This window comes from Streptomyces winkii, from assembly GCF_032248595.1.
Classification (GTDB): Bacteria; Actinomycetota; Actinomycetes; order Streptomycetales; family Streptomycetaceae; genus Streptomyces; species Streptomyces winkii.
Genome location: NZ_JASTTH010000005.1, coordinates 355,478 through 370,770, shown reverse-complemented (window position 1 = coordinate 370,770; position 15,293 = coordinate 355,478). Strand labels below are relative to the sequence as shown.

The following is a 15,293-nucleotide window of genomic DNA, read 5'->3' as shown; positions in this document are numbered from 1 at the left end:
GCCCGCCGGGTCAGTCGAGCTTCGCGACCGCGGTCCTGGTCGTCCGCTTGAAGTCGCGGACCGGTGCCTGGCCCAGATCGCCCATCTGGCCCCAGCGGACGACGGTCACGAGCTTGCCGTCGCGCCCGACGCCGAAGAGGTGCGCGCCCGGCTCGGACTCGGGGACGGAGGTGTGCACCCCGTAGACATGCGCGCCGTCCCCGGCGGCCAGGCCGCCGTAGTCCTCCCAGGAGGCGGTGCCGCCGGGAGTCTCACGCAGCCAGTCCGCGGCGCACGAGGCGACGGCCTCCCGCAGCGAGGCGGCCAGCCTCTTCGCCGCGGCGGTGCTCGGACTGGTGACGGCGACCTGGGTCGCGTTGGTGTCCAAGTCGGTCTGGAACTCCCGGTGATGGCTTCTCGCCGAGGGCAACGCGCCGTCCAGGCAGAAGGGTTCCGGATCGGGCAGCCCCGCCGTCACCGTGCCCGCCCACCAGGAGGAGGACGGGTGCGGCGGCAGGTCCGCGGGCGCCAGGAAGCCCGGCACCCGGGTCTTCGCGCCCGTGCTCGCCGCGGCGCCCGGCCCGGCCGCGACGAGCGTGAGCCCCAGCGCGGCGAGCGCCGCCGCACCCAGAGCGGCGGAACGGAAGGGATGTACGCGCATATTCGGAACCTTTCCCCCGTAACGGTTGCTGTCGTCACGACAGACCGTCAAGCGTGCCGAAAGGTTGTGCGCGGTGAGAGTCCCGTACCGGCCCGCTCCGGCCGGGCCTCAACGCCCTGCCACGAACCCCCGTTTGTGCGCTCAGCCTGCGAGCGCCGCCGCGACCGAGTCGGCGATCGGTGTCGTCGGGCGGCCGATCAGCCGCGACAAGTCACCGCTGGTGCCTGCCAGTTCGCCCTTCTCGATGGACGCGTCCACTCCGGCCAGGATCGCGGCGAGCCCCTCGGGCAGCCCGGCGCCGGTGAGGACACCGGTGTACGTCTCGGCGGAGACCGCGTTGTAGGCGATCTCCCTGCCGGTCTGCCTGCTCAACTCGGCGGCGTACTCGGCGAAGCTCCACGCCGTGTCCCCGCTCAGCTCGAACGTCCTGTTCTCGTACCCCTCGCCGGTCAGCACCGCCACGGCCGCCGCCGCGTAGTCGGCACGCGAGGCCGAGGCGACCCGGCCCTCGCCGGCGGCCTGGACGACGGCGCCGTGTTCCAGCACCGGCGCGAGCTGCTCGGTGTAGTTCTCGCTGTACCAGTTGTTCCGCAGCAGTACGTACGGCAGACCGGATCCCTCGATCACCTTCTCGGTGCCGCGGTGGTCGTCTCCGAGTGCGGCGGTCAGGCTCCCCGGGGCGCTGGTGTACGCGAGCAGCCCCACGTTCGCGGCCTTGGCCGCCTCGATCACGGCGGTGTGCTGGGCGACGCGGTCCTTGTCGACCTCGCTGCCCGAGATGAGCAGCACCCTGTCCCCGGCGGCGAAGAGGCCGCCGAGGGTGCTGGGGGTGCTGTAGTCGGCGATGTGCAGCCCGACGCCCTTCGCGGCTATCGGCGCGGCCTTCTCGCGGTCGCGGACGACGGCGACGATCTGGTCGGCCGGAACCTTCTCCAGCAGGCCGTCGACGACGTGGCGGCCCAGATTCCCGGTGGCTCCGGTGACGACGATGCGCATTGTCGAATCTCCTCTGCGGGTGTGCGTGCGTGCACACTCACCCTAGGAGCAGTACAGACGGTTTCGTTAGTACCCACCTTGAAGTAAGGTACTGGCATGGCTGTAAGTACCGCAGGCAGTACGCCGTCCGACAAGTACGTCGTCGGGGACGAGGGCATGTGTCCGTACCGCCTCGTCCTGGAGCACGTCACCAGCCGCTGGGGCGTCCTCGTCCTGATCCACCTCCAGGAGCGGCCGCACCGCTTCAACGAGCTGCGCCGCGCCATCGGCCGCGTCAGCGAGAAGATGCTCACCCAGACCCTCCAGACCCTGGAGCGCGACGGGTTGGTGCACCGGGACGCGAAGCCCGTGATCCCTCCGCGCGTCGACTACTCCCTCACGGAGCTGGGCCGCGAGGCCGCCGAGCAGGTGCGTTCCCTCGCGATGTGGACCGAGAAGCGGATGGAGTCGGTGCAGGAGGCGCGGCGGACGTACGACACCGCGAAGGGGCGGATCTGAGCGGGGCGTTCGTCCGCCATGGGCCGTCTGCCATGTGCCGTCCGCCGTGGGCCCGTCCGCCAGGCAGTGCGTGGACCTCGACGCCCGCGGTGGTACGTATCGTCGAGGTCCGGCATGCGCGCCGGCGGCACTGACGACGAGAGAGCCGAATTGATCACTGTCATCGCCTTGCTCAAGGCCCGGGACGGGCTCAGCCGGGAGCAGTTCGTCGACTACTACGAGAACCATCACGTACCGCTGATCCTCAGCCTCGCGCCGGCACCGGAGTACTACGCCCGGAACTATCTGCCGGATCCCGTGGACCGCCGGTTCGCCGCCGACTTCGACGTGGTGACCCATGTGAAGTTCCCCGACGAGGCGGCGTACCGGCACTGGCTCGCCGTGGTCCGCGCCGAGGACTCCGGAGTGGCCGAGGACGAGGCCCGCTTCCTCGACCCCGGACGGACCCGCTCGTGGGTCGTCGAGGAGCACACGTCGGCGGCTGCCGGGTCCTGACGACGGTCGCCGGCGCGGAGTTCCGGGCCGGGGTAGTTATCCTCGGTTGATCAACCTATTGTTAGTACCCATGGGGAAGGACAGCACACCGCCAGAAGACGCCGACGAGGTCGCCGCCGCGCTGCGGCTGGTCGTGGGCCGCATCGCCCGCCGCGTGAGACAGGCGCACAGCGTGGGGGAGTTGACGCTCTCGGAGGTCTCGGTGCTCGCGCGGCTCGACCGTGACGGCGCGGGATCGCCGGGGTCGCTCGCGGAGCTGGAGCGGGTGCGCCCGCAGGCCATGGCATCCACGCTCGCCGCGCTGGAGGAGCGAGGCCTGGTGACCCGGCGGCAGGATGCGGCGGACGGCCGCAGGGTGCTGATGGCGGTGACCGCGGCCGGGCGCGGCGTGCTGGCCGACCGCCGCTCCGAGTCCGTACGGCTGCTGACGGGCGTGCTGGAGGAGGAGTTCACCGCGTCCGAGCGCCGGAGGCTGGTGGCGGTGCTGCCGCTGCTCGACCGGCTCGCGGACCGGCTGTGAGCGCCGGCCCGCCGCCGAAGGAGGCGGCGGCCGGGGCGCCGGGGACGGACGGGCGCTACAAGTGGGTGGCGCTGTCCAACACGACGCTGGGCGTTCTGATCGCGACCATAGACGGCTCGATCGTGATCATCTCGCTGCCGGCGATCTTCCGCGGCATCGGTCTCGACCCGCTGCTCCCCGCCAACATCGGCTATCTGCTCTGGATGATCCTCGGCTATCTGCTGGTCTCCGCGGTGCTCGTCGTGGTGCTGGGGCGGCTCGGCGACATGTTCGGCCGGGTGCGGATGTACAACATGGGGTTCGCCGTGTTCGCGTGCGCCTCGCTCGCCCTCTCCCTCGATCCGCTGCGCGGCGGCGGGGGCGCCCTGTGGCTGATCGGGTTCCGCATCGTGCAGGCCGTCGGCGGGTCCATGCTGACGGCGAACTCGGCGGCCATCCTGACGGACGCCTTCCCGGCCGGACAGCGCGGCATGGCGCTCGGGGTCAACCAGATCACCGCGCTGGCCGGGCAGTTCCTCGGGCTGCTCGCGGGCGGCCTGCTCGCGACCATCCACTGGCGCGCGGTGTTCTGGGTGAGCGTGCCGATCGGGGTGATCGGCACGGTGTGGTCGTACCGCAGTCTGCGCGAGACCGGAGCGCGCACGCCGGGCCGCATCGACTGGATCGGCAACCTGACCTTCACCGCCGGGGCCGGCGGTCTCCTCGCCGCCATCACCTACGGAATCCAGCCGTACGGCGGGCACTCCACGGGATGGACCAACCCCTGGGTGCTGGGCGGCCTGGGCGCCGGGCTGGGGCTGCTCGTGCTGTTCTGCGTCGCGGAGACCCGGATCCGCGAACCGATGTTCCAGCTCGGCCTGTTCCGCGTGCGGGCCTTCGCCGCGGGGAATCTGGCGGCTCTGCTGACGGCCGTCGCACGGGGCGGCATGCAGTTCATGCTGATCATCTGGTTGCAGGGCGTCTGGCTGCCGCTGCACGGCTACGAGTTCGAGCGCACGCCCCTGTGGGCCGGGATCTTCATGCTGCCGCTGACGATCGGGTTCCTCGTGGCCGGTCCGGTCTCGGGGCATCTCTCCGACAGATTCGGGGCGCGGCTGTTCTCCACGGCCGGACTGCTGCTGGTGGCGGGCGCCTTCGTCGGGCTGCTCATGATCCCGGTCGACTTCCCGTACGCCGCGTTCGCGGGTCTGCTGCTGGTCAGCGGGCTGGGCCAGGGAATGTTCTCCGCCCCGAACACCTCCGCCATCATGGGCAGCGTCGCGCCCGAGCAGCGAGGAGTGGCGTCCGGCATGCGCTCGACGTTCCAGAACTCGGGGACGGCGCTGTCCATCGGGCTCTTCTTCTCCCTGATGATCTCCGGCCTGGCCGGGTCGCTTCCCGGAGCGCTGGAGGGCGGCCTGCGCGGGCAGGGCGTACCGGCGGACGCGGCGGCCCGGGTGGCCGAACTGCCCCCGGTGAGCACGCTGTTCGCCACGTTCCTCGGCGAGAACCCGATCGGCCACCTCCTCGGGCCCGGCGGCGTCCTGGAGAGGCTTCCGGAGCACAGCGTGCGGACCCTGACCGGGACCCGCTTCTTCCCCGAGCTCGTCTCGGGGCCCTTCCACCACGGGCTCGTCACGGTCTTCAGCATGGCCACGGCGATGGCACTCGTCGCCGCGCTCGCCTCGGGGCTGCGCGGCCGGCGCCGCCGGCCCGGCTCGTACGAGACGGCACTCGGGCCCGACGACACCGAGAAAGGACAGCGAACATGGCGAAAAGCGCCCTCCTCGTGCTGGACGTCCAGCAGGGCATCGTGGACCGCTTCCAGGACGACGGCGGATATCTGGCGCGGCTGCGCCGAGCCGTGGACGCGGCACGCGCGGCGGGCACGCCGGTGATCTACGTCGTCGTCGGCTTCCGTGCGGGCCACCCCGAAGTGAGCCCCCGGAACAAGTCGTTCGGCGCGCTGGCGCGGGGAGGGGGCGGCTTCGCCGAGAGCGACCCGGGGGCGGCGGTCCACCCGGACGTCGCACCGGAGCCCGGCGACGTCGTCGTCACCAAGAAGCGCGTCAGCGGCTTCGCGGGCAGCGATCTCGACATGGTGCTCAGGGCGGGCGGCGTCGAGGACCTCGTCCTCACCGGCATCGCCACCAGCGGTGTCGTGCTGTCCACTCTCCGCCAGGCCGCCGACCTGGACTTCGGCCTCACGGTCCTCTCGGACGGCTGCCTCGACGGCGATCCCGAGGTGCACCGGGTGCTGACCGAGAAGGTGTTCCCGCGCCAGGCCGAGGTCACGACCGTCGGCGAGTGGGTCTCCGCGTAAGCGGCCGGTCCCGGCGGCGGCTCCCCGCGCCCCGGCCGGAACTCTCCCGTCGCGGAAGGCGGTTCGCCCCGGAATGAACCTTCGCTGCGGTGCGGTAAGGAACTCATGCGTCACGGCAATGCCGGCCGGGGGCGGGTCACTCGTAGCGTCCGGCGTGTACGAGCCAGGACGGAGCGCGCCGTGGAAGGCCCCGGCGACCACCGGTCCGTCCTCCCCACACTCGGAGGCGAGCCACGCGATGCTCCGTGACACGACGGCAGATCCGGAGTCCCCCGCCGGCCAGGAAGAGAGCCGCACGGCCACGCGAACCCCGGCGAACGCGGAAGAGGCGGTGGAGCGGCTCGCCGCGAGGATTCGCCACGTCCTGCGTGGCGGCTTCTACCGCGTCGGTCAGGAGATCTCCGTCGAGCAGCTCAGCGCGGATGTGAACGCGTCTCCGGCCATCACGCGGTGCGCCGCGTTCCGTCTTCACGAGCGGGGTCTTGTCGAACTCCTCGGTTCCGCACCGGAGGTGACGCCTGTCGGGCCCGCCCATGTCACCGCGACGGCGCGTGTGACGCTGAGGCTGCGGGAGCGGATCGCTCTGGGCGTCTACCCGCCCGGCTCGGTGCTGCCGACGCAGACCGCGCTGGCACGGTCGGTGGGCACGTCGAAGGCCACCGTCGCGAACGCGCTGGAGGCCCTGGCCGGTGAGGGGTGGGTGGCTCGCGAACCCCGCCGTGCGTCCACGGCGGCACGTCCCGCACGCGAGATCCGCGCTGTGCGTGTCGTGTCTGTTCCGCTGTGACCGGCAACCGGTGACGGACGAGCGGGTCCGGCGACCGGTGACCGGGGGTGACGCGGAACCGTCACGGGCCTACCCGGGCGACGGCTACGTGCCAGCCCGCACTCCCCGGGACGGGCTCCACCGGCCGGTCAGGCGGGGCCAGTTCGGGGTGCCACGCGTCATCCCGTACGACGCCCGGCTCGACGAGGACAAGGCCCTCGACCAGCGCAGCCGTCTCCTCCTCGGTGCGTGGCTCACAGATCAAGCCGGCCTCCCGCAGGATCTTCATCCCCGCCGCGAAGCCGGGCGCATCGTCCTCCGCGAGTTCGCAGACGCTGACGAGACTGCCGGGCGCGAGACGGGAGACGGTCCGTGAGACCAGCAGCGGGTCGAGTACGGGGCCGGTCTCTCCGTATATGACGCCCAGCGGCCGGGAGAGGTCCATGCCGTGGTCGCGGCTCAGCGTCTCCAGGAGCCCCTCGGGGTCGCCCGGCGTCAGTGCCGTGCACCCGACTCGGTGTGCGGTCACGGACGGGGCCAGCTCCCCGAAGTACACCCGCGCGACGGGGTCCTGGTCGGCGTTCACCCATCTCGCGCCAGGCGGGGCCCACTCGTGCAGGTGCGGAGCCTGCGGCAGTCCGCAGCCCAGGTGCAGAAACTGCCGTACGCCCTGGCCGGCGGCCCAACGGACCACGCGCTCGCGGTGGTTGCGGGCGGAGCGCACCAGCCGGCCGAAGGGGAACTGGTCGTCCACGCGCCGGAGCAGCTCGCCCTCGTGCGGGTACCAGTAGTCCCCGTCCCGGCAGGCGTTGATCAGCCCGGACCAGCGCGGCGCGGGGCGGCGGACGCGCGGTGCGGGGCTCCAGGTGTCGCTGCCGCTCGGCTTCGGCGGCGCGGCGGTCACAGGCGAGGTCTGCGGTCCCGGATCGGGCAGCGTGAGCTCACCGGCGATGGCCAGGGCCAGGATCACCTCGTACGTATGCGCGGGCTTCCCGGTCAGCGTGCGGCCCAGAGCGTTGCCGATCTTCGCCAGACGGTTGCGGACGGTCCGCTGGCTCGTGCGCTCGGCCTCGGCGGTGGCCTCGGTCCCGTGGACCAGCCAGCTGACGAGCAGTGCTCGCTGCTCGCCGGTCAGCCCGCCGAGCAGTTCGCGCTGCCAGCTCACCGCCTCGGGAGAGTCGAGGACTTGCCGCAGGGTCGGCGGTGCGGACTCGGCCGGTACCGCACCGTCCGGCCCGGCGACTCCGTCGAGCCCGAGGGCGAGATACAGCACGGCGCGCTCCATCCGCGAGCCCGTGAGGCCGGCGTCGCGGCCGAGCCGCTGGAGCTTCTCGGTGACCTGGTTGCGGTCGCCCACCGACACGCGTCGCACCCAGCCGCCTCGCGCGGCGGCGGCGTCCTCCACGGTCCCCAGCAGATGGGCCGCCTGCACGGGACCGAGGCTCAGCGCCATGGTGGCGACGTGCACCAGCTCGCGGCGCTCCTCCACGGGGAGCCGCGAGAGGGGAGCGTGCAGCACGGACGCGGCCCAAGCCTGTGTCCAGGGCTTGAGCCGCTTGACCAGAGAGCCGGAGGTGTCCTTGGAGTCCCCGAAGGCCACGCGGCCGGGCTCCTGACGGGCGCGCGTCAGCGCCTGCATCCCGTTGCGGTACGCGAGGGTGGTGTGCCGCCAGGCCGCCGAGGCGCTGACGCCGAGTACGAGTCCCCGCTCCTCCAGTACGGGCCGCAGGGCGTCGCGCAGCCGGCGACCGTCTCCGGTGCCCTCGTCCGGCGTGAGCACGAGGACGTTGCGCGGCTCGCCCAGGCACAGCACCACCAGCGCGTCGCCGGCCATGATCCGCTCGCACTCCCCGCGCACCTGCTCGCGGTCCTGGCCGGGAGCGCACTGAAGGATGCCCATCCTCATCCACTCGCGGGTCAGCAGATCGGGCATCAGCGGCGCCAGCACCCGCCCGGCGACGGCCACGTTCCCGGTCATCAGCAACTGAAGGCCCGACTGGCGCACCGCCGACCAGCTGCGATGCAGCTCGGCGTGCTCCGTGCGCCAAGTCACCGGCAGCTGAAGCCGGTTCACCTCTGCCGCGGCCCGCTCCATCAGCTTCTTGTGCAGCGGGTGCCACGGGGCGTTGCGGGTGGAGACCAGCACGGGGCGCTTGTCGTTGCCTGCCAGCGCCACCGGGTCGATCCGTTCCAGGGCGTGCATCAGTACGTACGGGCCCTGCCCGTCCGGGCCGTCGTCGGCGCCCCACGTCGGAGAGCCGTTCCGGATTCGCCAGAACACGTCCAGCAGGCCCGGATCGACGCCCTCGACGCGCTCGGCTCCCTCTACGGGATCGAGAACGGCCAGGTGGGCGCCGGTCGTCTGCGAAAGCCACTTCACCAGCGCCTCCGGGCCCTTGCCTTCACGGAAGAAGCGCCCGGAACGGTCGAGCAGTTGCTGTAGAAGATGCGCCCACTGATCGGACGCCTCGGCCTTGCGGCGCAGCAGCTCCGACTGGATCTCCAGTGCCGTGCACGCCGTCGTGGGCCGGAAGACCGGCAGGCGAGGGGAGTCCGGCACGTCGACGTCGTCGAGCAGCACCGCGCCCACCGCGCCCGCCCGCTCCAGCTGGACCGTCAACTGCCGCAGATCACCGGCACCTTGAGCACCGTCGACGATCACCAGCGCGGCCGTGGCGGACGGGCGGGACGCCGTCGCCCGCTCCCACACCACGATCTCCTTCACGACGGAGTCGCGGAGGTGACGAGGTCGCGCCACCCACTGGAGCACCGGCGCGCGCCGGTGCGTCCCGTTGACCAGTTCCGTCAGGGTCAGCATGTGCCCCCACTCACCTCTCCCCCATGGCCGGAGACTATCGAACACCAGTAAGACCGGCTCCGCTCTTTTTCGGCGCCGGGTGCGGCGTGGGCGGAGGCGCCAGGAGCCGGCTGGATCGCCGCTCCGTGCGGCACGGCAAGAATCCCGTGCATCGCGGCAATGCGCGGCGGGCCCGGCGGGGCCGTAGCGTCCGAGCAGGTCCGAGAGCAGGTCCGAGAGCAGGTCCGAGAGCAGGTCCGAGCAGGTCCGAGACGGGCCGCGGACGGACTCACGCGTTCTGTCCGCGATGTGAGAGTAGTGAGTGGAACATGACCAGTCCTCCCCCGCCCGAGGGCGGATCCGGCTTCGGCCCGCCGCCCGGTGCCGACGGGCCTCCGCCGCCGCAGGCGCAGCCTCCCGTACCGCCGGTGCCGCAGCCCTATGGGCAGCCCTGTCCGCCGCAGTATCCGTACGGGGGGCCGCCGTTGGGGCCGCCCGGGTACGGGGTGCCGCCTCCGAGGAAGGGCAACGCCGGGAGGGTGCTCGCCGTGATCGCGGTGTGCGTGGCGGGTGTCCTCGGGCTCGCCCTCCTCTCCTGGTACGGCAACAACATTGCTGGAAAGGACTCGTCTTCACCGTCCGACGCGGGCGGGACCAAGTACCACGTGACCATGCCCAGGACCCTCGTGGACGGGAAGTACGAGCTGGCGAAGGACATGAGCGATGAATCGCGCGCCAAGAACCCCGACTTGGGCGCCGGCGACCAGCAGTACGTGGGCATGTACAACGGCAGTTCCGCACAGGAGCAGCTGCTGTACCTCGGTCTGAACTCGGACGCCGTCGGCGGTGGCGTCGGCCACGGTGACGAGATGCTCGACGGCATGGAGCAGGACCCGGCGGTCGATGTGGCGGTGCCCCGCCGGGAGATAACGCCTCCCGGCGCCGGCGATCCGCTCACCTGCGAGGTCGTGACCAAGACCCAGGGCGGCCGCGAGTTGTCCATCGCCACGTGTGCCTGGAGCGATCCCGGTTCGGGAGCAAGCGTGTCCGACAACAGCTACGAGACGCTGAGCCGCAAGCCGGAAGAGATCGATCTGAAGGCGTTCGCCGAGCAGGTGGACTCGGTGCGGAGCGAGGTGCGCAAGCCGGCGGCGGAGTGACGCGCCGGCCGCTCGTCGTGCGCCGGGTGCCCAACTCCTCACAGCGGCCCGGTACTTGGCGGCCGTGGGCCGGCTCGGCGTGGAATGCGCGCTTCGCGCGGAGCGTGTGCGGGAAGGGTCGGGGGAGGGCTGGTGAGCGGCGGGTCCGCGTCCTCAAGGGACGCACCGTGGTGCGCGATCCGGCCGTACGAGTCGCTCGGCTCCCCGCACCGCCGCCGGACCGCGCGCCTTCGGGCGCGTAGACGAGGAACAGACGGCGGTGCCGTGCCGTTGTGACTCACGACGAGGTACGCGTACGGCGCTCGTCCCGGCGCGACGGACGGAGGTGCGGCACATGCGACGGCATCCGCACCCCCTGCGCTCCCGCGCCCTGAGCCCGCGAGCCCTGCATCCGCGCCGCCGCATCCGTCTCTACTCCAGGCCGCACATCGATCTGCGGCGCGTTGCCGGCGCGCTCTGTCGCCCCTGACCTTCCCCCGGCCCTGGGCCGCAGCCCTCATCTCGTTGCGCCCGCCCGCCGCCGTGCCCTGCCCTGCCCTTCCCTCTTCGGGCGCGAGGCGGTGATCTCGTACGGACCTCAAGGAAGGCACCCGGCCGTGTCCTCACCACTCCCTGCCCAGCCCCCCGCTCAAGGCGTTTCCCAACTCCCGTCCCAACTCCCGTCAGTCCCGTCCTCACTCCCTTCGCCGCCCGCTTCCCAGCTGCACCTCGCCGTCGCCCTCGACGGCACCGGATGGCATCCCGCCTCCTGGCGCGAGGCCTCCGCCCGCCCCCGGGACCTGCTCACCGCCGGATACTGGGCCGGTCTGGTCGCCGAGGCCGAGCGCGGCCTGCTCGACTTCGTGACATTCGAGGACGGCCTCGGCCTCCAGTCCTCCCGCTTCCCCGACCTCGACGGCCGGACCGACCAGGTCCGCGGCCGTCTGGACGCCGTCCTCGTCGCCGCGCGCATCGCACCCCTCACCCGGCACATAGGACTGGTGCCGACAGCGGTCGTCACGCACACGGAGCCGTTCCACATCTCCAAGGCGATCGCCACCCTCGACTACGCGAGCACCGGTCGGGCGGGCCTGCGGGTGCAGATCGCCGCGCGCCCGAACGAGGCCGCGCACTTCGGCCGCCGCACGATCCCCCGCGTCGAGTCGTACGACGGCCCGGACGCGCGGGAGTCGGCGGCCGGGCTCCTGGACGAGGCCGCCGACTACGTGGAGGTCGTCCGCCGCCTGTGGGACAGCTGGGAGGACGACGCGGAGATCCGGGACGTGGCGACCGGCCGCTTCATCGACCGCGACAAGCTCCACTACATCGACTTCGAGGGCAGGCACTTCAGCGTGCGGGGCCCGTCCATCACTCCCCGTCCTCCCCAGGGCCAGCCCCCGGTCAGCGCGCTCGCACACCGGACCGCCCCATACCGGCTGGTGGCCCGCCAGGCCGACATCGGATACGTCACGCCGCACGACACGGGCCAGGCACGCGCGATCGTCGCGGAGATCCGCGCGGAGCAGGAGAAGGCCGGACGAGCGGAAGTGCCCTTGCACGTCTTCGGGGACCTGGTGGTCTTCCTCGACGACGACCAGGGCGCCGCGGCGGCCCGGCGCGAGCGGCTCGACGACCTCGCCGGGTCCCCGTACACCGGCGACGCCCGCGTCTTCACCGGCACGGCCGCCCAACTCGCCGACCTGCTCCAGGAGTTGCAGTCGGCCGGGCTGAGCGGATTCCGGCTGCGCCCGGCCGTCCTCGGCCACGACCTCCCGGCGATCACCGACGGCCTGGTCCCCGAGCTCCAGCGCCGGGGCGCCTTCCGCCGCTCCTACGAGGCCGGCACCCTGCGCGGGCTGCTGGGCCTTGCCCGTCCCGCCAACCGCTATTCCCCCGAGCTCTCCGAGCAGGGGGTACCCCCAACCGCCTGAGTCGGAGGGACCGCAGACCATGAGCAAGCCGTTGAAGCAGATCCACCTGGCTGCCCATTTCCCCGGCGTCAACAACACCACCGTGTGGAGCGATCCCGAGGCCGGCAGCCACATCGAGTTCAGCTCCTTCGCGCACTTCGCACGGACCGCCGAGCGCGCCAAGTTCGACTTCCTCTTCCTCGCCGAGGGGCTGAGGCTGCGCGAACAGGGCGGCGAGATCTACGACTTGGACGTCGTCGGGCGGCCCGACACCTTCACCGTCCTCGCCGCGCTCGCCGCCGTCACCGACCGCCTCGGCCTGACCGGGACCATCAACTCGACCTTCAACGAGCCCTACGAGGTCGCCCGCCAGTTCGCCAGCCTCGACCATCTCTCGGGCGGCCGCTCCGCGTGGAACGTCGTCACCTCGTGGGACGCCTTCACCGGCGAGAACTTCCGCCGTGGCGGCTTCCTCCCGCAGGAGGAGCGCTACTCGCGTGCCAGGGAGTTCCTGGCAACGGCGAACGAGCTCTTCGACTCCTGGCACGGCGACGAGATCCTCGCCGACCAGGCCACCGGCGTGTTCCTGCGGGACGCCAAGGCCGGGGCGTTCGTCCACACCGGCCCGCACTTCGACATCCGGGGCCAGTTCGACGTCCCGCGCCCGCCGCAGGGCCGTCCGGTGATCTTCCAGGCCGGGGACTCCGACGAGGGCCGCGAGTTCGCCGCCTCGGAGGCCGACGCGATCTTCAGCCGGTACGCGTCGCTGAACGAGGGGCGGGCCTTCTACGCGGACGTCAAGAAGCGGCTGGCCAAGTACGGCCGTACGCCTGACCAGTTGCTGATCCTGCCCGCCGCCACCTTCGTGCTCGGCGACACCGACGCCGAGGCCGCGGAGCTGGCCAGGGAGGTGCGCCGGAAGCAGGTCAGCGGGGCGACGGCCATCAAGCATCTGGAGTTCGTCTGGAACCGGGACCTGTCCGCGTACGACCCGGACGGCCCGCTCCCCGACGTCGACCCGGACCCGGGAGAGCACCACATCGCCCGCGGCCGGGCCCAAGTGCGCATGTACCGCGATCCGTTGGCCACCGCCCGCGAATGGCGGGAGCGCGCCGCCGCCAACAACTGGTCCATCCGCGACCTCGTCATCGAGACGGGCAACCGGCAGAGCTTCGTCGGCTCGCCGGCCACCGTCGCCAAGACCATCGACGACTTCGTACAGGCCGACGCGGCCGACGGGTTCATCCTCGTCCCGCACATCACCCCGGGCGGCCTCGACGTCTTCGCCGACAAGGTCGTGCCGCTGCTTCAGGAACAGGGCGTCTTCCGCACGGAGTACGAGGGCGAGACGCTGCGCGACCACCTCGGCCTCGCCCACCCGGACGTACGGCGCGACGGACGGAAGGACGCAGGCGCGGAGGTACGGCAGGTACGGCAGGTACGCAGCGAGGCACGCAGCGAGGAGGCCGCCTCGTGAAGTTCCTCGCCATCACGCTGATCGTGCACGCCCCGCACCCCGTGACCGGCGTACGGAAGACGACAGGCGACCGCTTCCGCGAGGTGCTCGACAACGCCCTGCTCGCCGAGGAGCTGGGCTTCGACGGGTTCGGGGTGGGGGAGCGGCACGAGCGGCCGTTCATCTCCTCCTCGCCGCCCGTCGTACTCAGCCATATCGCCGCCCTGACGAGGCACATCCGCCTGTTCACGGCGGTGACCACGCTCAGCCTGCTGGACCCCGTACGCGCCTACGAGGACTACGCGACCCTGGACCATCTCTCCGGCGGGCGCCTCGAGTTGATCGTCGGCAAAGTGCACCGCTACCCCGAGCAGTTCGGCCACACGGTGCTGCATCTGCACGCCGACGCAAGCGGACTGACGGAGAGACAGCACCGGGACTCGCTGGAGCTCTTCCAGTCCGAGGCCGCTCCGGTGCTGCGTCGCGAGATCCCCGAACCGCCGTTCGCCTGGGGCCCCGTGCTTCCGGCGTCACCGAACCCTGAGGAGCCCGCTCATGTCTGACATCCGCCTCGGCGTCCTCGACCTCGTCCCGATCCCGTCCGGCTCGACGGCGGCCGACGCCCTCCGGAACTCCGTCGACCTGGCAGGGCAGGCCGAGCGCCTCGGGTACGACCGGTACTGGTTCGCCGAGCACCATCTCAATCCCGGCGTGGCCGGCACGTCCCCGGCCGTCGTCCTGGCCCTCACGGCCTCCGCGACCTCCACCATCCGGCTCGGCTCCGGCGCCGTACAGCTCGGGCACCGCACGGCGCTGTCCACTGTCGAGGAGTTCGGCCTGCTCGACGCCGCGCACCCGGGGCGCTTCGACCTGGGCCTGGGCCGCTCGGGCGGCCGACCTCCGGGGCAACCGGCGACTCCGCCTGGGACTTCGGGTACGACGGCCGGCCCGGCCGCTCCGGACGATCCGGCAACTCCGGCCCCGCCTACGGTCGTCGACGGCAGGGCCCCGAACCGCCTTCTCATACCGCCCCGCTTCTCCTTCGAGCGCCTGCTCGGCTCGCCCCGGATCGCCCTGCAACGCAAGCTGCTCCAGCTGCCCGGCGCCGAACCGCAGGACTACACCGAGCAGATCGACGACATCCTCGCCCTGCTCGCGGGCACCTACCGCTCGCCGGAGGGCGTCGAGGCGCACGTCGTTCCGGGTGAGGGCGCCGATCTGGAGGTGTGGATCCTGGGCAGCAGCGGCGGCCAGAGCGCCGGGACCGCGGGGGCCCGGGGCCTGCGCTTCGCCGCGAACTACCACGTCAGCCCGGCCACCGTCCTGGAAGCGGTGGAGGGCTACCGGGCCTTCTTCCAGCCCTCCGAGTTCCTCGACAAGCCGTACGTCAGCGTGTCGGCGGACGTCGTCGCCGCCGAGGACGACGCGACGGCCCGCGAACTCGCCGCCGGATACGGCCCGTGGGTCCGCAGCATCCGCACCGCCGAGGGCGCCATCCAGTTCCCGACGCCGCAGGAGGCGCGCGCCCTTGCGTGGAGCGACGAGGACCGCGCCCTCGTCCAGGACCGCCTCGACACGCAGTTCGTGGGCTCCCCGGGCCGCGTGGCCGATCGGCTGGAGCAGCTCCAAGAGGCCACGGGCGCCGACGAGTTGCTGATCACGACCATTACCCACGACCACGCGGACCGCGTCCGCTCGTACGAACTGCTCGCGGAGGAGTGGCGGCGCAGGGGCCACAACCTCCGGCAGGCGCACGCACAGTGAGATCGCCGGG

General features: G+C 72.0%; 15 protein-coding genes. 12 read left to right on the top strand and 3 right to left on the bottom strand.

The features are described from left to right. Positions 1 to 10 precede the first annotated feature (10 nt). Positions 11 to 640 carry a hypothetical protein gene (locus QQM67_RS17265; protein ID WP_314174780.1) on the bottom strand — a complete coding sequence of 210 codons (630 nt, stop codon included), beginning with the start codon at positions 638 to 640 and terminating at the stop codon, positions 11 to 13. 141 nt (positions 641 to 781) lie between these two features. Next, positions 782 to 1,636: an SDR family oxidoreductase gene (locus tag QQM67_RS17260; protein ID WP_314174779.1), complete on the bottom strand. Its 855-nt coding sequence runs from the start codon at positions 1,634 to 1,636 to the stop codon at positions 782 to 784. A 96-nt stretch (positions 1,637 to 1,732) separates the two neighbouring features. Between QQM67_RS17260 and QQM67_RS17255 the strand changes: the two genes are divergently transcribed. From QQM67_RS17255 to QQM67_RS17230, 6 genes are all read left to right on the top strand, one after another. Beyond that, positions 1,733 to 2,134: a winged helix-turn-helix transcriptional regulator gene (locus QQM67_RS17255; RefSeq protein WP_314174778.1), complete on the top strand. Its 402-nt coding sequence runs from the start codon at positions 1,733 to 1,735 to the stop codon at positions 2,132 to 2,134. Between the two features lie 150 nt (positions 2,135 to 2,284). Next, a complete protein-coding gene (locus QQM67_RS17250) occupies positions 2,285 to 2,629 on the top strand; it encodes an EthD domain-containing protein (RefSeq protein ID WP_314174777.1) in 345 nt (114 codons plus the stop codon). A gap of 70 nt (positions 2,630 to 2,699) precedes the next feature. Then, positions 2,700 to 3,149 carry a MarR family winged helix-turn-helix transcriptional regulator gene (locus QQM67_RS17245; protein WP_314174776.1) on the top strand — a complete coding sequence of 150 codons (450 nt, stop codon included), beginning with the start codon at positions 2,700 to 2,702 and terminating at the stop codon, positions 3,147 to 3,149. Further along, the gene (locus tag QQM67_RS17240; RefSeq protein WP_399066969.1) at positions 3,146 to 5,026 is read left to right on the top strand and encodes an MFS transporter; all 1,881 of its coding nucleotides are present in this window, start codon (positions 3,146 to 3,148) and stop codon (positions 5,024 to 5,026) included. Before QQM67_RS17245 ends, QQM67_RS17240 begins: the two co-directional genes overlap by 4 nt. After that, positions 4,918 to 5,451 carry a cysteine hydrolase family protein gene (locus QQM67_RS17235; protein WP_314175123.1) on the top strand — a complete coding sequence of 178 codons (534 nt, stop codon included), beginning with the start codon at positions 4,918 to 4,920 and terminating at the stop codon, positions 5,449 to 5,451. The genes QQM67_RS17240 and QQM67_RS17235 overlap by 109 nt, the downstream gene beginning before the upstream one ends. A gap of 238 nt (positions 5,452 to 5,689) precedes the next feature. Continuing rightward, positions 5,690 to 6,238: a GntR family transcriptional regulator gene (locus QQM67_RS17230; protein WP_314174775.1), complete on the top strand. Its 549-nt coding sequence runs from the start codon at positions 5,690 to 5,692 to the stop codon at positions 6,236 to 6,238. A gap of 61 nt (positions 6,239 to 6,299) precedes the next feature. On the opposite strand, the gene QQM67_RS17225 is transcribed toward QQM67_RS17230, so the two are convergent. Then, the gene (locus tag QQM67_RS17225) at positions 6,300 to 9,035 is read right to left on the bottom strand and encodes an SAM-dependent methyltransferase (protein ID WP_314174774.1); all 2,736 of its coding nucleotides are present in this window, start codon (positions 9,033 to 9,035) and stop codon (positions 6,300 to 6,302) included. Between the two features lie 308 nt (positions 9,036 to 9,343). Here QQM67_RS17225 and QQM67_RS17220 point away from each other — a divergent pair, with 308 nt between their 5' ends. From QQM67_RS17220 to QQM67_RS17200, 6 genes are all read left to right on the top strand, one after another. Further along, the gene (locus QQM67_RS17220) at positions 9,344 to 10,174 is read left to right on the top strand and encodes a hypothetical protein (RefSeq protein ID WP_314174773.1); all 831 of its coding nucleotides are present in this window, start codon (positions 9,344 to 9,346) and stop codon (positions 10,172 to 10,174) included. A 334-nt stretch (positions 10,175 to 10,508) separates the two neighbouring features. Further along, positions 10,509 to 10,643 (top strand): putative leader peptide, encoded by a 135-nt coding sequence (locus QQM67_RS30660; RefSeq protein WP_399066966.1) that lies wholly within the window; start codon positions 10,509 to 10,511, stop codon positions 10,641 to 10,643. Positions 10,644 to 10,875: 232 nt separating this feature from the next. After that, on the top strand, positions 10,876 to 12,084 hold the full coding sequence (locus QQM67_RS17215) for an LLM class flavin-dependent oxidoreductase (protein WP_314175122.1): 1,209 nt from the start codon (positions 10,876 to 10,878) through the stop codon (positions 12,082 to 12,084). Positions 12,085 to 12,103: 19 nt separating this feature from the next. After that, positions 12,104 to 13,540 (top strand): NtaA/DmoA family FMN-dependent monooxygenase, encoded by a 1,437-nt coding sequence (locus QQM67_RS17210; RefSeq protein ID WP_314174772.1) that lies wholly within the window; start codon positions 12,104 to 12,106, stop codon positions 13,538 to 13,540. Further along, positions 13,537 to 14,082, top strand: coding sequence for an LLM class flavin-dependent oxidoreductase (locus QQM67_RS17205; RefSeq protein WP_314174771.1), 546 nt, complete (start codon positions 13,537 to 13,539; stop codon positions 14,080 to 14,082). The genes QQM67_RS17210 and QQM67_RS17205 overlap by 4 nt, the downstream gene beginning before the upstream one ends. Next, positions 14,075 to 15,283: an LLM class flavin-dependent oxidoreductase gene (locus QQM67_RS17200; protein ID WP_314174770.1), complete on the top strand. Its 1,209-nt coding sequence runs from the start codon at positions 14,075 to 14,077 to the stop codon at positions 15,281 to 15,283. Before QQM67_RS17205 ends, QQM67_RS17200 begins: the two co-directional genes overlap by 8 nt. Positions 15,284 to 15,293 lie beyond the last annotated feature (10 nt).